Annotated in this window: 21 protein-coding genes and 2 tRNA genes; 13 read left to right on the forward strand and 10 right to left on the reverse strand. The window is 47.3% G+C overall.

The genetic code is table 11. The features are described from left to right. Window positions 1-10: 10 nt before the first annotated feature. The gene (locus VJ249_04665) at window positions 11-994 is read right to left on the reverse strand and encodes an isoaspartyl peptidase/L-asparaginase (protein ID HKZ93860.1); all 984 of its coding nucleotides are present in this window, start codon (window positions 992-994) and stop codon (window positions 11-13) included. Between the two features lie 137 nt (window positions 995-1131). Here VJ249_04665 and VJ249_04670 point away from each other — a divergent pair, with 137 nt between their 5' ends. From VJ249_04670 to VJ249_04690, 5 genes are all read left to right on the forward strand, one after another. After that, entirely contained in the window at window positions 1132-2349 is a 1218-nt protein-coding gene (locus tag VJ249_04670; GenBank protein HKZ93861.1) for an Ig-like domain-containing protein, read from the forward strand. Window positions 2350-2472: 123 nt separating this feature from the next. Further along, window positions 2473-3000, forward strand: a complete 528-nt coding sequence (locus VJ249_04675) for a hypothetical protein (GenBank protein ID HKZ93862.1) — start codon at window positions 2473-2475, stop codon at window positions 2998-3000. Window positions 3001-3159: 159 nt separating this feature from the next. After that, the gene (locus tag VJ249_04680; GenBank protein ID HKZ93863.1) at window positions 3160-3432 is read left to right on the forward strand and encodes a hypothetical protein; all 273 of its coding nucleotides are present in this window, start codon (window positions 3160-3162) and stop codon (window positions 3430-3432) included. Then, entirely contained in the window at window positions 3419-3865 is a 447-nt protein-coding gene (locus VJ249_04685; protein ID HKZ93864.1) for a PIN domain-containing protein, read from the forward strand. The genes VJ249_04680 and VJ249_04685 overlap by 14 nt, the downstream gene beginning before the upstream one ends. A gap of 49 nt (window positions 3866-3914) precedes the next feature. Further along, window positions 3915-4094 (forward strand): hypothetical protein, encoded by a 180-nt coding sequence (locus VJ249_04690; GenBank protein HKZ93865.1) that lies wholly within the window; start codon window positions 3915-3917, stop codon window positions 4092-4094. A 114-nt stretch (window positions 4095-4208) separates the two neighbouring features. Here VJ249_04690 and VJ249_04695 read toward each other — a convergent pair whose 3' ends face one another. The 4 genes from VJ249_04695 to VJ249_04710 all read right to left on the reverse strand — a co-directional run bounded on the left by VJ249_04695 (window position 4209) and on the right by VJ249_04710 (window position 6252). Continuing rightward, window positions 4209-4649 carry a carboxypeptidase-like regulatory domain-containing protein gene (locus tag VJ249_04695; protein HKZ93866.1) on the reverse strand — a complete coding sequence of 147 codons (441 nt, stop codon included), beginning with the start codon at window positions 4647-4649 and terminating at the stop codon, window positions 4209-4211. A gap of 22 nt (window positions 4650-4671) precedes the next feature. Then, window positions 4672-4944 (reverse strand): hypothetical protein, encoded by a 273-nt coding sequence (locus VJ249_04700; GenBank protein ID HKZ93867.1) that lies wholly within the window; start codon window positions 4942-4944, stop codon window positions 4672-4674. A 381-nt stretch (window positions 4945-5325) separates the two neighbouring features. Further along, window positions 5326-5694, reverse strand: coding sequence for a hypothetical protein (locus tag VJ249_04705; protein HKZ93868.1), 369 nt, complete (start codon window positions 5692-5694; stop codon window positions 5326-5328). A gap of 99 nt (window positions 5695-5793) precedes the next feature. Next, window positions 5794-6252 carry a GNAT family N-acetyltransferase gene (locus VJ249_04710; GenBank protein ID HKZ93869.1) on the reverse strand — a complete coding sequence of 153 codons (459 nt, stop codon included), beginning with the start codon at window positions 6250-6252 and terminating at the stop codon, window positions 5794-5796. A gap of 235 nt (window positions 6253-6487) precedes the next feature. On the opposite strand from VJ249_04710, the gene VJ249_04715 reads away from it, so the two are divergent. From VJ249_04715 to VJ249_04740, 6 genes are all read left to right on the forward strand, one after another. After that, window positions 6488-6949: an ASCH domain-containing protein gene (locus VJ249_04715; protein HKZ93870.1), complete on the forward strand. Its 462-nt coding sequence runs from the start codon at window positions 6488-6490 to the stop codon at window positions 6947-6949. A gap of 18 nt (window positions 6950-6967) precedes the next feature. Then, window positions 6968-7354: a nuclear transport factor 2 family protein gene (locus VJ249_04720; GenBank protein HKZ93871.1), complete on the forward strand. Its 387-nt coding sequence runs from the start codon at window positions 6968-6970 to the stop codon at window positions 7352-7354. A gap of 391 nt (window positions 7355-7745) precedes the next feature. Then, window positions 7746-7823: transfer RNA gene (locus VJ249_04725), tRNA-Ala, on the forward strand. Between the two features lie 89 nt (window positions 7824-7912). Then, entirely contained in the window at window positions 7913-9052 is a 1140-nt protein-coding gene (locus tag VJ249_04730; GenBank protein HKZ93872.1) for an ABC transporter ATP-binding protein, read from the forward strand. Window positions 9053-9154: 102 nt separating this feature from the next. Next, a complete protein-coding gene (prf1, locus tag VJ249_04735) occupies window positions 9155-10429 on the forward strand; it encodes a peptide chain release factor aRF-1 (GenBank protein ID HKZ93873.1) in 1275 nt (424 codons plus the stop codon). A gap of 342 nt (window positions 10430-10771) precedes the next feature. Continuing rightward, on the forward strand, window positions 10772-13213 hold the full coding sequence (locus VJ249_04740) for a valine--tRNA ligase (GenBank protein ID HKZ93874.1): 2442 nt from the start codon (window positions 10772-10774) through the stop codon (window positions 13211-13213). Window positions 13214-13245: 32 nt separating this feature from the next. On the opposite strand, the gene VJ249_04745 is transcribed toward VJ249_04740, so the two are convergent. Next, on the reverse strand, window positions 13246-14088 hold the full coding sequence (locus VJ249_04745; protein HKZ93875.1) for an MBL fold metallo-hydrolase: 843 nt from the start codon (window positions 14086-14088) through the stop codon (window positions 13246-13248). Window positions 14089-14217: 129 nt separating this feature from the next. Between VJ249_04745 and pyrH the strand changes: the two genes are divergently transcribed. Next, window positions 14218-14892, forward strand: a complete 675-nt coding sequence (gene pyrH / locus VJ249_04750) for a UMP kinase (protein HKZ93876.1) — start codon at window positions 14218-14220, stop codon at window positions 14890-14892. A gap of 455 nt (window positions 14893-15347) precedes the next feature. Here the strand turns inward: pyrH and VJ249_04755 are convergent, their stop codons facing one another. From VJ249_04755 to VJ249_04765, 3 genes are all read right to left on the reverse strand, one after another. Next, window positions 15348-15752 carry a hypothetical protein gene (locus VJ249_04755; protein HKZ93877.1) on the reverse strand — a complete coding sequence of 135 codons (405 nt, stop codon included), beginning with the start codon at window positions 15750-15752 and terminating at the stop codon, window positions 15348-15350. Further along, window positions 15749-15928, reverse strand: a complete 180-nt coding sequence (locus VJ249_04760; GenBank protein HKZ93878.1) for a hypothetical protein — start codon at window positions 15926-15928, stop codon at window positions 15749-15751. Before VJ249_04760 ends, VJ249_04755 begins: the two co-directional genes overlap by 4 nt. Before the next feature lie 595 nt (window positions 15929-16523). Continuing rightward, window positions 16524-16679, reverse strand: a complete 156-nt coding sequence (locus VJ249_04765) for a hypothetical protein (protein HKZ93879.1) — start codon at window positions 16677-16679, stop codon at window positions 16524-16526. 102 nt (window positions 16680-16781) lie between these two features. Between VJ249_04765 and VJ249_04770 the strand changes: the two genes are divergently transcribed. Then, window positions 16782-16888, forward strand: a tRNA-Leu gene (locus VJ249_04770). A gap of 32 nt (window positions 16889-16920) precedes the next feature. Here VJ249_04770 and VJ249_04775 read toward each other — a convergent pair. Next, a complete protein-coding gene (locus VJ249_04775; protein ID HKZ93880.1) occupies window positions 16921-17712 on the reverse strand; it encodes an aldo/keto reductase in 792 nt (263 codons plus the stop codon). Between the last annotated feature and the right edge of the window lie 72 nt (window positions 17713-17784).

Here is a 17784-nt window from a genome sequence, read left to right on the forward strand (position 1 = left end):
GGCGTCGGCGCTAGAGGTTGGCGCTTTCTAGGTCGGTTTCGGTTACGTATTTGGCTTCCATACTTGCCTTAGGTTTGGCGGTTTTAGGTGTCATGTATGCCCAGCACATGTTGCGGGTGTTATGAGCCGCGCCTATTCTGCCCTGTGTGTCCACGGCTATTAAGCCCATGCTGTTTTTGATCTTGAGCCTGCGGTTTACGAGTGTGATGGCGTTTTCCACTGCTTCCTGCGCTGTTTGTCCTGTGCGTATCTGATCGCAGACGTGTTTGGCTAGGACTAGGCGTATGGCTACTTCGCCTATGCCTGTGGCGCTGCAGGCTCCGGTTTGGTTGTCGGCGTAGTTGCCAGCGCCGATTAGGGGTGAGTCGCCTATTCTGCCTGGAAACTTCAGCGTGAATCCTCCTGTGCTTGTTGCTGCTGCTGTGTCGCCGTGTTTGTCCAGTGCTACGGCGCCGACTGTGTCTGTTTCAAATAGGTCTGGATGGGTTTGGAGGAGTTGTCTTAGTTTGGGTTGGTTTTCGGTTTCGCCGTTTTCGAGTTTTTGTTTGAGTTCGTGCCAGTAGCGTTCTCGGAGTTCGGTGTGGGGGTTTCTGCGTTCGAGTTTGAAGAGGTTGGCTAGTTTTTCTGCGCCTTCGCCGACTATGAAGATGTGGTCGGTGTGTTCCATTGTGAGGCGGGCTAGGTGGACGGGGTTTTTGATGTCTGTTAGGAGTCCTGTGGCTCCGGCGCGTAGGGTTTTCCCGTCCATGATGCTGGCTTCCATTTCGATGTGCTTGTCTATGGTAAACACTGAGCCTAGTCCAGCGTTGAACGCTGGGTTGTCTTCCATTGTTTTGACTGCGGCTTCAACTGCGTCTAGGGCTGAGCCTTTAGGTGATTCTAGTATGTCGTAGGCTGTTTTGGCTGCGGTTTTGACTCCTGCCACGCCAGCTTTTCGGCGTTCGGGGTGCCAGGCGCCGGCTCCGCCGTGAACAACTATTACTCGTCTCTGCATGGTGTGAGACACGTCCCATGTGCTTTGTGATTCCGGATGGGAGACGATTATGGTGTGGGTGTGGGTATTTAAAGTCTCCATGAAGGGTGAGTGAAAGCTTCGAGCCTGGTAGCTGACATTGGTTCATATTTGCGGTCTTGACTTGCTGTTCATACTTCTTTTATCGCGGCAGCCGGACATGGAAACTTAGACTAGCGGTTGGGCAGGTCGAAATTTTGGCTTCGTTTCGTTTTGCTGTTGTCTTGGCTTCAACGGTTTTCCTGGTGGCGTTTTCCCTTTTTCCATACTCGTTTGGAGCAGACTTTACACCTAGTTATTGGCTTCTTGACCATCCTGATGGCTCTGACCGCTATGAGTTGAATGTGTCTGTGTCGTCTTCGCTGTATGAGTATTTTGTGGGCAAGGATCATAATTTGCGTTCCACATTGGATCTGGGCAAGTTTGTTACGCCTTATGCGTTGGAGCCTGTGGCTGATAGCTTGTGGACTATTTATCAGGATGATGAAGACTTTGCCAATGGCGTGTTGATGATTGTACATCAGATTCCGTATGTGGCTAGTGCGCCTCAGGAGTATCCTGTTGAAACACTGGTTGAGAACGTGGGGGATTGTGATCTTTTTTCTTTTGTGGCAGCGTCGGTTATGGTGGCTGGTGGGTTGGATGTGGTGTTGCTGTATTATGAGAGTGAGGTGCACATGAATATCGGGGTGAGCCTTTCACATGCGCCGCGGGATGCAAGATCAACAGTTCGATATTTCGAGTACAACAATGAGCGCTATTACGTGGCCGAAACCACGGGTGGCAACTGGGAAAACGGTTGGCGAGTTGGCGAGTACCCGGATTCGCTGGTTGGCGCTTCGGCTCAGGTTATTACTTTAGAGGATGCTGAGCAGGTGTCGCCTGGGCAGGTTTCTGCGAGTTTTAGCGCGTTAGCGACTTCTTCGATTACGTTGTCGGTTTCATCATCTCTGCTGATTGAGGGCAGTTCGGTGACGTTGAGCGGAGCGGTTTCTTCTGCTTCGGTTAACAGCGTGGTGACGATTTATGTGAGGTCGGATAATTCTTCTTGGACAGTTTTAGGAACCGTGTCAAGTAGTTCTAATGGGCAGTATTCTTATGAGTGGAAGCCTAGGTCTGCTGGAACGTATTTTTTCCGTGCGAGTTGGTCTGGAGACACGGGTCATGCGGGTGCGGACAGCAACGTTAGTTCTGCGCGTGTTATTTCGTCGAACTGGGTTTGGTTAGGGGCAACAATGCTTCTGTTGGCTGTTGTGGCGGTCGTTGTGTTTGCTGTGTCAAGGCGAGTTGGAACAGTTCCTGAGTACCCAGTTACGCAGTCAAGCGTGCAAAACTAATAATAGGGACGTTTTACCTTCAACTGTATTGGGATGATGTGAGGCGACGGCTAGGAGCCTCACGGCTGTGACACGGCCATTTGCCGAACTGACCTCTTCGTAGGGTTGGAGGCGAAATATGTAATGGCGACTAAACTGGGTGGTTTAGGCGTTGTTGTGAGTTTGGTTGCTTTGGCTTCGCTTTTCTTGCCTTGGTGGTCTATTAGGGCTTCAGGCGTGAGTATAGATGTTTACCCGTTTAGGGTGATGGCTTGGAACGTGCCCGCTTATGATGTTGACTGGGTTGTTGATCGTCTCCTAAGTTTAGATGGTGCTTTGCTGGTAGTTGGTTTGCTCGTGGTTGTTTCCAGCGTTATGGGAGCTGTTGGAGTTGGAAGCCCTCGGCTTCGGCTTCTGTTGATAGCTCCGCTTTTGTTGAACTTTGCAGCTGCGTTTCTGTTTTTTAACTTGATGTATTCTGCCTTAGACGATCTTGCGTTTGGGTCTTTCAGTGGTACAAACTTGGTTGCGACTCCTGGAGGACCTTGGGGCTTCGCAGTTGGCACAGGCTTATGTGTTCTTGCAGGAGTAGCTTCACTAGTTCTCTTCGGGTTGTCGTACTTGAGCTACTTCAGATCAGAGCCACGCAATGCCGAGAAGCAAATCCAATGAAATGCCTAAGAACTAGAGTTAGACAATGCGGAAGACCTCGACCAAACCGATTATCAGGCGTAAAGCATAGCGACCAGCATCAGCAGAACTCGTTCGTGTAGTTTTCGGTTCTGGATAATCTTTATATTCTGGGTTATCTGGGTATTCTTGGTGACCTGTGTGGCGACGATTCTTGTCAAGAATTTGCCTGAGGATTTGTTGAAGGAGCTTAGAAGGCTTAAGGTTGAGCTGGGCTGCAGAACATGGGCTGAACTTTTGACTAAGCTGGTTGAATCGGAGAGAGCGGTTTCATTGAGTGAGGAGGAAGTGAAGGAGATTAAGAAAGGAGTTGAGGGTTTCCTGAAGCTTAAGGGTAAGGTCTCGAAAAAATGGACTGGACGTCCTAGCGTGCTCGGGGAAACAAGAAGGTCTAGGCACCATGAGAACCAGTAGTCGCATGTTGACCCTCGACTCGAATGTCTTGATAGCTGCTTTGAAAGAGGATGAGCCATACAGTAAGAGATGCTATAAGATACTGAGCGCCGTGCCTGATGACTTCGTTTTGTCGGAGCCCAGCATTGTTTACCAAGAAGTGTGTGGAACCTTAGCCAGAAGAGTTGGGGCTAATATTGCTGACCAAGGGAGAAAGCGGCTTGACTTGATGGTTCATCCGAGGCTTCTGAATAACTGTAACAAGGCTTTTTGCTTGTCAGCTTATCCTCTCTGCTCTACGTACGGCGTCTACGCTATAGACGCTATGTATCTGAAAGTTGCGTTGGATCGTCTTGCTGTTTTAGTGTCCTTGGACAAGGAAGACTTTATTGACAAGGTAAATTCGAAAAGTCCAAATATCGAAGCATATCACGTGTCAGATTTTCCGTACTGACCGCGAATCCAAGCGCCAAACTGGACTGGTGTGGTGTGTAAGATCCAGTATGATGAGGAAGCTGACGTTCTTATTCGAGTGGTTTGCTGAAAAGGGAAGACTTTCTCACGCAGAGGAAGCGGGTCACGTAGCGGTTCATTTTGACAATGATGGGAAACCACTCTTCGTCGAGATATTGAGGGCTAGCAAAACTGTGCCGTTGATGGTTCAGGGCTTAGCCAAAAAGTAAGTCGTAATAATCTAGCGAACCAGCATTTAGACGCTATCGGAACGATGTAAGGCTACAGCTGGAAGCTCCATGAATTGTGAACGATGACTAAATACTGGGATTTTTGTAGGCTTTTTAGGCGTGGCTCAGTCTCACAGTGGTGTGCGCCGTGTCTCCGGCGTTTACTGTCGCGGTCACTGAGTCTGGATTATACCCAGCTGCGCTGGCCGAAATAGAATACGTGCCTACGGGGATGGATTGGAACGAGTACACGCCATCAGTTGCAACAATGCTTGTTGTGTATGGTCCGGAAATCTCTATAGTTGCTCCGCCGATGAGGTTATCAGTTGCGTCATCCACAACGTGCACGATCAGATCGCCTTTTTGTTCAGCAGGCGGCTGCGAAATTTGGGGCAAGTTTCCTGTTGCAGCGACTAGGACAATTATTGTTACTGTCAAGACCACTGCGGTGAAAAAATAGTATTTCCTCCTTCTTTTCCTAGCCCGTATGCTTCTTCGAATTTCTTGGCTGGAATACGTTTTGGCGGATTTCTGAGGCTTTTTCCCTTTATTCATATTGTGTCCTTTGAAGGTTTTTCTAGGCTTGAGTCTTCCAGAACCTTATGATTATTAGTGCTTCTATGATGGCTAAAAGGATGCTGAGGAATCCAGCCACCATGTGGATAGTTAAGATGGATTCACGTTGTCTCTCCACGTCTTCTGCAATTTGCGTGTGTCCCGCCACTAAGTGTATGTGCCACTCTTCATGCAGGCTTCTTGAGACAGTTGATGTATACAGCTGAACAAGCAACAAGCCTGAGATCGCTATGGCAATGCCAAATGATAGCCACTTGAACTTCGTGCCACTCAAAAATTGATCCCAACTTTATCTCGTTTGCGTTTGACACTTGCCACTTCATGGTTCATGAGTGACGCCTTTAAGTCTTTCTTTCAGACTCAAAATGACCCTGCAGTCCGATGTTTTTGCAGAAGTATTCTGGTTCTTCTCGCTACGGTTTCGTTCATTTCGTGCGTGTATGTGTTGTGTTCGCAGGCGATAGTAAATGATTCTAGCCTTTTTCAAATTCACCAGCATGCCGGGTCAAAGTCACCCATCTCACCTGAGACAGGGCGAGAACAACAATAGAGACTGACTCCGTGTTTTAAGGTGTAAGCTTGTTGTTGCCTTCTTCTTTTGAAATTTCTTTTCCTATACTGTCTAACGTACAGCATCACGACGATGACAACGGCTTCAATATTTGTAGGAAACCCGAAAAGAATACCTGCCAGCATTTTGATATGCGGCGATGTATTCCTCCGCGAATTTGTTGGCGTGTTTCTCTGTTCCCATATGCTTTCCGCCATGCGTCCTGAGATGATGATAGAACTCGTGCAAGATCACAAACGGGTCATAAAGCCTCTCCATGCTAGTCACATGAACCGTCTTCGTGCCTGAAACATAACATCCAGCTTTGCCACCAGACCGTTTAGGCATCCCAACCCTCAACCGAGGAACACCAACACGGTAATGCTTACTGAGAGCCTCAAGAGCCTCCTCTACCTCTTTCCCGAGAATCAACTGCACAACCCCAGCCTTAAACAACTGCTCATCAGCAAGCATTAGAAGGAATCCTCACTTAGGAGAAATCTCCCTTAGACTCTCCTTTTTGTCGGTTTTCCTATTGAAACATCATTATCAATCTCTATCAATCCTCCTAATCTACACGTAGCTACGTCGTAACTTCTCGAAACGTAACGCGTCCTTGCCTTTCCCATAGAAATCTGTAATTCTCTCGAAAACTTCGAACCCGTTTCTTTTGAGAAAAGCAATCATGTTTTTGTTTTCTACACTAGTATGAACACTTAGCGCCTCGGCATTCTTAGTTTTGGCGATTTCGGCAGCTTTGGCAGCCAAACTCGTGGCTATCGCCTTACGCTGAAAGCCTGGATCCACATCAAGCCAGTCAATCTCCAGTGTGCCATCATTGTTTGGCGAAAGAATCATAAAACCAACCGCCTGAGCATCAGCTTCGGCAACCCAGATCTCTTCTTTCTCAGTCATCTTCTGGATTCTAGCGTTAAGTTCTTGCTCTGCCTCGTTTCCCCAATTCGTAGTTTTCTCCAGCGTGCTAACATATGCTCTAAAATCTCGTTTCTCATACCTACGAATCTTTAACATCTCATCGCCAGTCCTCTCTTATTTCGAGTGATGTTTCAGTCGTTTTCACTCCTTCACATCAATGCTGTCTCTACTTCAAGGGTCCACGGAGTATTTCAAACACTTCATGGGTCAGCTTCTTATAATTCCTAGGCATCTTCGGATCCATCAAGACTCTCAATAGTTTCTCGTAGCTTTTAACCTCAACACACTAAGTTTTTTAGCCTTGGTCCGCTATGTCCAGCAATGTGTTCACATGGACATTTCAAAAAAGGCGGCGGATTACTGGAAGCGCTTTCGAAAAGAAAGCGGCATAACTGAATCTTTTGTCGATGCTTGGTCTTTCGGAGAAAACCCCAAACTAGCTGATGAATTACTAAGACTGGTGTTAACAGGCAAGAAGACAGGGACGGCAACCCTAGTCATCGAGCTAGAGAAGAAGAGAGAAAAGATGCCCAAGGTAGGCGACTACAACGTCATATTAGATGGCAAAGGAGAACCCGCTGCAATCATCAAAACCGCATCAGTTGTGGTTAAACCATTCAACGAGGTAGAAGCAGCGTTTGCCTACTCCGAAGGCGAAGATGATCGCACCCTAGAATCTTGGAGAAGAGAACACTGGAAATACTGGACCCGACTAGGCAGAAAACTTGGATTCACAATGAAAGAAGACCTGCTAGTGATCTGTGAAAACTTTGAACTCGTTTACCCAAAATAACCTTTCACGTGAACTGAAATGAACCCTCTAAAGCTAATGTCGATTGCTCTGAAATTCAACGAAAAAATCAATGAGCAAGATCCCGAAGGCCTAGCAGAATTAATGACAGATGACCACACATTCATAGACAGCGACGGAGCCACCACCAAAGGCAAAGAAACCATGAAAAAAGTTTGGAAAGAATTCTTCAAAGAATACCCAGACTACCAGAACACCTTCACCTGCGTCACAACCCAGAACAACATCGTCGTCGTGGTCGGTTACTCCACCTGCTCCCACAAACCACTCAACCGCCACAACATATGGACAGCTAAAATACGCGGCAAACGCGTGTCAGAATGGAGAGTAATCTGGCTCAACCAAAGACAAGAAAAACCCAATGAAAGACAAACAAATCACACATAACTACACTGGAAGCCAACACAAAACAAGTTCAAACAGTCGGAGCTTGCGTGTTCAACTACAACTGTCCAAGCCAACAGCCGCAACGCGGTAGAAGAAGGCGCTAAGCGACTGTTCCCTTCTTCTTTTGAAATTTCTTTTCCCGCAGAGCCTCGTCTACATACCTAATCGCCACGCATGCCAACATTAAACGTCACGCATAACAACATAGAACGTCACGCAAAAAACACAAAAACAGAACCCAACCCCCAAACAGAAACAAGAACAGCGCCCAAACCACAAACAGAAAAGTAGAACTCTCACCACAAAAAAATTTTTCCAGACTCATACTAATAGACCCCCCACCCACGTCACAAAAGAATAAAAGGAAACATACAACACAAATCACCACAACGGGCCGGTAGTTCAGCTTGGTATGAACGCCTGATTCGCAATCAGGAAGCCGCGGGTCCAAATCCCGCCCGGTCCACCACCAGCACAAACCCTAAGCTCCCATGCTCAACGGTTTTATTCCTCCTCAAACTCATATCATATCCAAAACCAAAAGGAAAAAACAGCCAAATGCCAACAAACGACAACATACTGTTGAACGTAAACCACCTAAAAACAAACTTTTACGTGGCACAGCGAACAAGCGACTTCCAACCAATCCAAGCCACAATAAAAGCCGTTGACGACATAAGCTTCCAAATCATAGAGGGAACAACGTTTGGATTAGTGGGAGAATCAGGCTGCGGCAAAACCACAGTCGCCTACTCCCTACTAAACCTAATACCATACATAGTCAAAGCCCAAGACGTCGACTACGTCCACCTAGGACGCTCAGGCTCACAATGGTCACGCGGCTACCTCCGCGGCGACTCAAAAGGACTCACACACAAACGCATAACAGCCGAAGGCGAAGTCCTCGGAGGCGAAGTCCTATACAAAGGCAAAGACCTACTCAAAATGACCCAAGAGGACGTCAGACACTACCGAGGCAAAGAAATAGCAATGATCTTCCAAAACCCCCTCCCAGCACTCCACCCAATGGAATTCATCGGCTCCCAAGTAGGCGAATCAATAACAGCACACGAGCAAACCAGAAGAGAAAAACTACGCCAACTAGTCTTCGAATACCTCGGCAAAGTCGAACTAAAAGACATCGAAAAACGCTACCACAACGCCCCACACCTATTCAGCGGCGGCGAAGGACAACGCATAATGATCGCCATGGCACTAATAAGCGGACCCGCCCTCCTAATAGCAGATGAACCCACAAAATCACTGGACGTAATCGTGAAAAGACAAGTGCTAGAACTGCTCAGACAGATGAAAAAACAGTTCAACCTAGCCATGCTACTCATATCACACGACTTCGCTGTCGTAGCCGAAATGGCAGACTACGTAGCCTTCATGTACTCAGGAAAAATCGTAGAAAACAGCGACGTGGTCTCAGTCTACAAGGATCCTAGGCACCCTTACACGCGTGGACTGCTAGCTTCAATTCCCAGATTAGACAGACCCTTAACAAGAGAACTCCACGGACTTCTAGGCGACCCACCTGATCCAGTCGTCCAGATATGGGGCTGCAGATTTCATCCCAGATGCCAATACGTCATAGACAAATGTCGGCTGGAAGAACCACCACTGATAGAAGTGAAACCAGGCCATCTATCAGCCTGCTTCCGCGCACATGAACTCCCAGAATGGCGAGACTAATAGCAAAGGCATGGTCCCTTCTGGCCTCATCCCTAAAGCAATTCTTATCTATACCCATCCTAAACTAGGCATAACAAACCATAAACAGGCGAATGAATCGAAGTGAGCACATCATCTATCTCTGAAAAACGCACATCGCTTGAGCGATTTCGACTCAAAAAAGCACTAAGAACCCTAAGCAGGAAAGAGGGACGAGGAACCGAACTCGTATCATTGTTTGTTCCTCCTGGCAAACAAATCGCCGAAGTAATGAATATGCTACGACAAGAATACGGCACAGCCACAAACATCAAATCAGACACCACACGGAAAAACGTTCAAGACGCAATCACCAAAGTCCAGCAGAAGCTGAAACTGTTCAGAGAAGTGCCCAAAAACGGACTGGTAATTTTCTCAGGCGCCATACCCCAAAACGGACCAGGAAGCGAACGCATGGAAACCTACGTCATAACGCCGCCTAAACCAATCAACATCTACCTTTACCGCTGCGACCCCAAATTCCACACCGAATACCTGGAAGAACAGCTAAGAGAAGAAGAGGCATATGGAATCATGGTCATCGACACAACCGAGACAACAATCGCCACACTGGAAGGCAACCGGCTCCAAATAGTCCGCGAGGAGACATCAGGCGTCCCGGGCAAGCATCGAGCAGGCGGACAATCTGCTCGAAGGTTTGAGAGACTTAGAGAAGCTAACATTTTAGCCTATTTCAAACGTGTCGGAGGACATGCAAACAGCATATTCATACCAATTGCCAATTTGAAAGGCATAATAATGGGAGGTCCAGGACCGACCAAATACGATTTTCAAAAAGGCGACCATCTAAACTACATGCTGAAACAGAAAATATTGGACACAGTTGACACCGCATATACAGGCGACCAAGGCGTAGAGGAAGTGGTGGAACGCGCACCGGAAATCCTCAAAAAAGTTCGTTACGTCGAAGAGAAAAAGGTCATGCAAGACTTTCTGTATCAAATAGGTCATGACACGGGCTTGGCCAGCTACGGCTTAGAAGATGTAAAGAGAGCACTCCAAGCAGGCACGGTGCATACACTGTTGCTGTCCGAAGGACTGAACATAATAAGAGCAACAGTCAAATGCAACGCGTGCGGCGATGAGCGCCAAGAAACGATGAAGGAACCGGCACTTCCACCATTTGAACAAGGCTTGATTGGGCAACCCTGCCCTGATTGCAATGCTCCTTCTCTGGCGGTAGTTGAAACTAGAGATCTTATAGATGACTTCGCTGACCTAGCTGAACAGGTTGGGGCTAACGTGGAAATCATATCGACCGAATCTGAGGAAGGTCATATGCTGAAAAACTCGTTCGGCGGAATCGCTGCTATACTCAGGTTTAAGCTGGCAAGCTAGAGAAACTGCGCGGCAAAGATTCAACGAACGAGTCTTTCCAAAACCGGGCTGCAAATCACCTTGATAGGCTAATCGATAAGGGATTAGTCCAGAGAAGCGGCAGAGCTATGCTCTCGTGTTAATGATAACCGCGTTATGGCGTCACTAACAGGCGTAATCATGCTAGCATTGATCCATAATGTTTAAATTTGTAGCATTGAACTTGCATTTGACAGCGAGGCTGTTGAGATGACCGCCTGCCAAGTCGATTAGGTCTGGCGCAAATTCTTTTAAGCGTATCAGTTAATTCCATTAAGCCGTTTCGCTGCGTGTTATCACTAATTTGACAGAGAGATTGAGAAAATGACGGAACCTAATGACAGACAAGCCTTTAAACCTAGGATAAAAGCCTCGCGATGGGACATCAGACGTGAAGAAGAACAGATCCGATTGTGGGAGGAGGAGGACACTTATCGATTCAGCAAGGCGTCCAAGAAACCTCTGTTCTCAATTGACACGCCTCCGCCCACCGCGTCTGGACCATGGCACGTTGCGGGAGCAGCACACTACGCCCAGATAGACATGGTGGCACGCTACTTCCGCATGAAGGGAAACGAAGTTTTGTTCCCCATCGGCATTGACAGAAACGGACTACCCGTTGAGGTTCAGGTTGAAAGAGAATCAAAAATCTACGCCCATGAAACGTCACGTGAAGAATTCATTAAAATATGCAAGGCATTTCTCGACAATGTTGAAGCTCAACTACTTCAAATAGTGCGCAGAATGGGCATGAGCTGTGATGTATCCAACTATTACCGAACAGACAGCCCAGAATACCGTAGCATAACGCAGGCAACTTTCATAGAGATGTGGAGAAGGGGTCTAGTCTACGAGGACAACCGTCCGTCGAACTGGTGCCCTGTGTGCAGAACTACCATAGCCGACGCCGAAATCGATTACAGGGAAATTGAAACCAGTCTGAACTACTTGAGGTTCAAGGTCAAAGAGACCGGCGAAACAATAATAATCGCAACGACGCGACCAGAGCTGCTTTGTACTTGTGCAGCTGTTCTTTTCAACCCTGACGATTCCAGATATCAACACTTGAAGGGTAAGACTGGCATTGTGCCAATTTTCAGTCAAGAGGTGCCTATACGCGTCCACAGTTCTGCCAAGCCAGAGTTTGGAACAGGACTCATGATGGCTTGCTCCTACGGCGACTACTCTGACTTACGACTCTTTAGAGAACTAAACCTCAAGGGTTCAATAGCAATAAGCCAAGAGGGAAGAATGAACGAGGTGGCAGGCTCCTACAAAGGGTCAATGGTTGAAGAAGCCAGAAAAAAAATAATCCAAGACCTAAAAGACAGAGGCTTGCTGGTCAAGCAAGAGAAGACTGTTCATCGGACTCCTACTTGTTGGCGCTCTGAAAATCCAATTGAGTTCATAGCCATCCCTGAATACTATCTGAAACAACTTGAGTTTCTGGATGACATCAGGGCTATCGTGAAGAAGATGCGTTTCTATCCGAAGGAACTGAGGCAGATTCTGGACAACTGGATTGACTCGATTGCAATTGACTGGCCTATTTCTCGCAGGCGGTTCTACGGAACGGAGATTCCTCTGTGGTTTTGCAGTCAATGTGGCAGGCCTCATGTGCCTGAACCGGGAAAATACTATCAGCCATGGAAGGAAAAGGCGCCTTTCGATCACTGCGAGTGCGGGGCGAGGGAGTTTGTTGGAGAGCAGCGAACTTTCGATACATGGTTTGATTCAAGTATATCTGAACTCATAACTATAGGCTATGGCAAAGATCATGGGTTTTTCCATAAGGCATTTCCCGCTTCGCTTCGGCCTCAAGGCATGGACATTGTTAGAAGCTGGCTTTACTACTCAATCTTAAGGGTTTATCTGCTTTTCAAGGAACCCGCGTTCAAGGGTGTGAGGTTGTCGGGTATGGGAATGGATGCTAAAGGCGAACCCATGCACAAGTCCAAGGGCAACGTTGTCTATCCTGAAAGCATGTTCCAGAAGTATGGAGCTGATGCGTTTAGGTTTTGGAGCGCTTCGGAATCTCGACTTGGCTCGAATTATCGATTTTCAGAAGACAGAGTTAAGTCAGCAGGTTTGTTTATGACTAAGCTGTGGAACATAACTCGATTTATATCCTCATTTCCAGTCATAACCAACAACTTTGAGCTGTCTGCTTTAGATAAGATGATGTTGGCCCAACTCAACGAGATCATAAGGGAATGCACAGCGGGCTACGAGGAACTCGACATGTACGTTCCAGCCAACGCTATTAGGGATTTTGCGTGGAGCATCTTTGCAGATCACTACGTTGAGGCGGCGAAGTCAAGGGCTTACAACCAGAACGGCGAGTTTGATGAGAAGCGTCAGCGGGGGGCATGGTACACGCTTCACACCTGTTTGGGTGCTGTCCTTAAGTTGCTGGCGCCGATCTGTCCATTTGCAACCGAAGCTCTGTGGCGTGAGGTGTATTCCAGTGAAAGCATACACGTGCAACCGTTTCCGACGGAAGTGAAGGATTTGGGAAGCGAGTTCAGAGAGCTGTTGCCTCAGCTTATGGAATTCGACACAGCAGTCTGGAAGTTCAAGAAGGAGAGGAACACTGCCTTGAGTCAAGGAGTGAGCGCAGCTGTCTATGCGCCTGCTGAGTTGAAGGTTTTTGAAGCTGACCTCAAAGCTATGCACAAGATCAGGGATCTCTACTTTGGCGAGCCGCCCAAGGAGATTGAAGTGAAGGCAAAGGCTTTGGGCAACAATACGTTTGCCGTTGAATGAGGCAAGATAGCTGGAGGGCTAGGGCTCAGGAACTAGAGGTAGTTCTCCAAACCCTTGCGTTTTCTTGTGGTTTGAACCTGTATTTGTTCTCCGATTTTGATGTGCGTTCCATCTGAAGCAGCTATTGTTGGGACCTCTGTTTGTTGCTGTATTGATTGTGCCTCTTTGTCTGGGTTTTTTACTATCATTTGCATGCCAAAATGGGTCAACACAGCCATTTCAGGTTTTGACTCTTCCACTATTTTGATTGCGTCGTCTGTGGTCATGTGTCCTTTCCATGGGTTGCCTGCCGGTCTTAGTACGCAGAGGATGAGGGCGCGTGCTCCTGAGTATTGTTTGCCTATGCCTGTGAAGTATTCGGTGTCTGATGTGTATGCGATGTTGCCTAGGGTTGGGGTTTCGATTCGGAAGCCCACGGCGTCGGGATCCGTGTGTTTAGCCTGCGTTACTGATATGTGGAGGTTCTTGATGTCGAATGTTGTGCCTGGTTTTGCGTCTACGAGTTGTTCGGGCATTTGTTGATGGTATTTTGAGATTGAGGCTTCGCAGTGGTCGCTGCCGTACAAGACGCTGTGTGCTGCGGCTAGGACGCCTTTTTTCCTGGTCATTCCGCTTGTCATGGCTTCGATTAGTACTTCGGCGTCGTTGTAGTGGTCTGGGTGGCAGTGTGAGATGAGTAGGCCGTTGATTTTCTGAGGGTTTAGTGCAGCTTTCAGTGAGTATATCAGGGCTCCGGGGCCCGGGTCTAGGTGAACGTTGGCTTTTTCGTATAGGATGCGGATGCCGGCTGTTCTGCGTCGTTGTGTTATTGTGGCGAATCTTCCGCCGCCAGTTCCTAGAAATATGAGTTCAAGTGCTTGGGGTGGTGTGGTCATTTCTCGTGGTTCGCCTTGGCTTAGCTTGATGTGTGGGGGTTAATGTGTTTTGCTTTGGGGTTTTTGGGATGCAAGTTTTATTTTCTCATTGCGTGTTTATCGTAGGCTGTTGATTGGGTTGGTGTTTGGGTGAGGTTGGTTATTCGTGTTGGGGGTTCGGTTGTGGCTTCGCCGTTTAATCCGGAGCTCATGTGCTCGTATGTTGATCTGCTTTTGAAGTTGAGGCGTGAGGGGCATGTGGTTGCGGCTGTTGTGGGTGGGGGTTCGCTTTCGCGTGAGCTTATTCGAACGGCGAAGGCTATGGGTTTGAGTGAGCCTGAGCAGGATGAGGTGGCGATTTCGGTTTCGCGTTTGTTGGCTCAGCTTTTTGTTTTGAAGTTGGGTGAAGCTGGTTCTGCATTTGTTCCTGTGACTATTGATGATGCGGCGAAACTGGTTGACGAGGGGAAGGTTGTGGTTATGGGCGGTTTGAAGCCTGGGATGACGACTGATGCGGTGGCTGCTTTGTTGGCTGATCGTGTGAGGGCTGACTTGTTGGTGAAGGGGACTGATCAGGAGGGTGTTTATAATCGTGATCCGCGGAGGTTTCCGGACGCGCATAAGTTGGATGCGCTTCGTTTTGAGGATTTGGGGAAGTTGTTTGAGGCTGATAGGCATAGGGCTGGGATTCATCAGGTCTTGGATCCTGAGGCTGTGCGTTTGTTGCAGAAGAGTAGGATTAAGACGGTGGTGGTTAATGGTTCTAAGCCTGAGAATGTCTTATTGGTGGTTAAGGGTGAGAGAGTCGGGACTCTGATCAGTTGAAGTCGTTGTTGTACACAGTTGTTTCCATGTGCAATTGTGTGTAGATGTTTTGGGCTAGGTTGGAGTAGGGTTAGTATGAGTGCTGAAAAATTTTTTTGTGGTCGAATTTGGGCTTTTCTGTTTGCGTTCTGGGCGCTGTTTGGGTTTTTGTATGGTGTTTTTGGCGCTGTTTACTCGTGTTCTAGCGTGACGTTCAATGTTGGCATGCGTGACGTTTCATGTTGGTTAGCGTGACGTTTGCGCATGTTGAGCGGCTGTGCGGGAAATGGAATTTCAAAAGAAGAAGGCGCCCTTTCCCTTTAGCCTTCTTCTACCATGCTGGGATAAGAACTGCGGTTGTGAACGGGTTCAAGTCTGGAAAAATTCTGTTGGTGGTCAAAGGCGAAAAAATTGGAACAACGATTGAATTAGTGGGGGCTTTCCCATGAGTGAATGAAGATCGATGGAAAGAATTTTCACTTGAATAAGGCTAATAGTTGAACTAGATTATTGATTTCTACGGCGTTGGTCTCGGTAACCATTTGAGAAAGTGTAGGATTGGCTTCTGAACCTAGTGTGAGCATCTTTTGATCCTTGTACGATATGGTTACTGTGAATCCGTGTTGTTTGAGTTTTTCAGCTATGTTTTTGAGGGTTTTCAGTTTTTTTAGGATGGAGTTTTCGTCTGTTTTGGCTTCGAGTTCGAGCAGGGTTTTTAATTGTTCTTTTTGGAGGAAGTTCAAGTCTATCTTTTTGTTTTCGACTTGCAGTTGAACGTTTTCTACGCCGTTGGTTTGGAGGCTGATGCTTCCTTGTCTGGAGGCGTGAATTAGCAGCTTCAGTATTTGTTGGAGTTCAGCTTCTGGAAGCAGGTGTTTCACTTTTTCTCCGTTACGTACAGGATGTCGAATGAGATGGACCCGTTTAGTTTGGTTTTCATTCCCGCCCATTCAAGTGTTAGGTCTTTGAATGTGAGTTGAAGGTTGGTTCCTTTGCCAGCCAGTTTGTCAATTAGTTGTGCTAGTGTTTCGCCTAAACCTTTCATGGCTTCAGACAACTGTTTCACCAAGTTCTAAGATGATCTGCTAAAATTAAAGAGTTATGGATAAAACGCCAAGTGCAGGCGTGTTTTCAAGAATCTGTGTTCTGCTGCTTTGTGGGACTGTCTAATTGGCAATGGCTTTGACAGTTGTAGTTGAACATGTAAGTGCAGGCTGTTTGTGAGCGGTCTGTTTTTTCATGGGTCGTTAACTTTCGCTTAGAGTCAGTAATAATGCCGAGCTAGCTTTGTTCAGAAGTAGTAGTCTGCGCCGCGTGTTGCTGGACTACTACTTCTATGCTATAGGCGGCAGTGGCTGTGTGGGTGTTGATGCCTAACTGCTCTTAGTGTCATCAACAAGTGTTGTTCGAAGTTGTTGTTGACTACTGTAGCGCCTTGTTACAACAACTTCTTCGATGTTGGGGCGGTTTCTGTTTCAGATGTTATTAGCTCTCGCTTAGAAGAAGTAATGATAACTTCTTTTTTTCTCGGGTGTGTGTTGGGTTGGGTTGATGTTACTCGTTTGTTTCCTGCATGAGTTGTAGGCATTGTGTCATCATTTTTCTGCAGTCTTCTCTCATTTCGGGTGTCATTTGTTTCATCATGTCAGCCATCATTGAGGGTTCATGTCTTTCATCATTATGGGCATCATTAGTTGCATCATTTCTGTTTTTTCTTCTTCGCTCATGCTGTCCATGAATTCCTTCATCATCTTCTGCTTGTCTTCCTTGCTCATGCTCTTCATGAAGTGCTTCATCATAGCTTCCAATGAGAGACGCCTCACAGATGAATGGATCGCCTTGGATTAAAGGATTCTTCACAGGTTCGGAAAGAATTAAATGATGCCATGCTAACAAGTTTTGAAACAGGTGCAGCGGTAGCCAAGCCAGGTCAAAGCCGAAAAAGGCGACATCAGGCGAAGGACTCAAGATCCTTTCCCGTAGGGGTTCGCAGGTTCAAATCCTGCCCGCTGCACCATTAGATCGACAAATAATACCAAATCCTAATCGTTAACTAGAAAGGATTGCTTTGGCGTTCTTCTTGACTTGGTCGAGGTTTCTCATTCCTACAACTATCGCGTTTACAAAGCTTAACTGTGCGATTGCCTTTATGGACAACTGGTAATTCTTGACGAGCGGGGGAGCAGGTCCTCTGACACGACCTCCGAGCACTTTCATGGCGACAACTCCCTTTCCGTTCTCGTGAGCCAACTTAATCGCATCAAACATTTCATCAATTGAGCCGTCTTCAAGAGGAATATTGTCTGGAAACTCACGAATCATCGCTTGCCCAGCATTGCAGCATATCGTCATTATCACGTCTACTTCGTCAAATCGGGCAGTTTCCTTCACAACCTTAACGCTGTGAGTCGATAACCCAACTGCCTTGACGATTCCACTTGTTTTCATGTCACTCAGTGTTTTCAGCACTCGACGACTGCCGTTAATCCAGTCAGACGTGACATAATGCAGCAAGAAAACATCTATGTAGTCAGTGCCAAGCTCCTTCAGCGAACTCCTGAGACTCTTTAGGGCTTGTTCACCGCTCCTAGCACTCGTCTTAGTGCATACGACAACTTCTTTTCTGGGCACAAGTTTAAGAGCTGAAGCAACATGCGGGTGACTCCCATAATCATCCGACGTGTCCCAAAAATTCACCCCCAACCTATAAGACTCCATCAAAATTCGACCACCTTCCTCAGGCTCCAAATTAAGCGGAACCCCAAAATCAACCGTCCCAAAACCCAGCTTCGAAACCTTCAGCCTAGTATTGCCAAGGCTCACAAGAGGGATTTTTGACACATGTCTCGACCTTATGATTTGCGTCGATTTCCAAGTTCTCTCTAATGCCTAAACGTGCTTATGTTCTTACCG

The organism is Candidatus Bathyarchaeia archaeon (assembly GCA_035283685.1).
Classification (GTDB): Archaea; Thermoproteota; Bathyarchaeia; order Bathyarchaeales; family Bathyarchaeaceae; genus DATETJ01.

What these genes read in the sequence shown, in the direction of transcription:
- VJ249_04665 (HKZ93860.1), bottom strand. Translation starts at nt 994, where the DNA reads ATGCAGAGACGAGTAATAGTTGTTCACGGCGGAGCCGGCGCCTGGCAC.
- VJ249_04675 (HKZ93862.1), top strand. Translation starts at nt 2,473, where the DNA reads ATGGCGACTAAACTGGGTGGTTTAGGCGTTGTTGTGAGTTTGGTTGCT.
- VJ249_04685 (HKZ93864.1), top strand. Translation starts at nt 3,419, where the DNA reads ATGAGAACCAGTAGTCGCATGTTGACCCTCGACTCGAATGTCTTGATA.
- VJ249_04690 (HKZ93865.1), top strand. Translation starts at nt 3,915, where the DNA reads ATGATGAGGAAGCTGACGTTCTTATTCGAGTGGTTTGCTGAAAAGGGA.
- VJ249_04695 (HKZ93866.1), bottom strand. Translation starts at nt 4,649, where the DNA reads ATGAATAAAGGGAAAAAGCCTCAGAAATCCGCCAAAACGTATTCCAGC.
- VJ249_04705 (HKZ93868.1), bottom strand. Translation starts at nt 5,694, where the DNA reads ATGCTTGCTGATGAGCAGTTGTTTAAGGCTGGGGTTGTGCAGTTGATT.
- VJ249_04710 (HKZ93869.1), bottom strand. Translation starts at nt 6,252, where the DNA reads ATGTTAAAGATTCGTAGGTATGAGAAACGAGATTTTAGAGCATATGTT.
- VJ249_04715 (HKZ93870.1), top strand. Translation starts at nt 6,488, where the DNA reads ATGGACATTTCAAAAAAGGCGGCGGATTACTGGAAGCGCTTTCGAAAA.
- VJ249_04720 (HKZ93871.1), top strand. Translation starts at nt 6,968, where the DNA reads ATGAACCCTCTAAAGCTAATGTCGATTGCTCTGAAATTCAACGAAAAA.
- VJ249_04730 (HKZ93872.1), top strand. Translation starts at nt 7,913, where the DNA reads ATGCCAACAAACGACAACATACTGTTGAACGTAAACCACCTAAAAACA.
- VJ249_04740 (HKZ93874.1), top strand. Translation starts at nt 10,772, where the DNA reads ATGACGGAACCTAATGACAGACAAGCCTTTAAACCTAGGATAAAAGCC.
- VJ249_04745 (HKZ93875.1), bottom strand. Translation starts at nt 14,088, where the DNA reads ATGACCACACCACCCCAAGCACTTGAACTCATATTTCTAGGAACTGGC.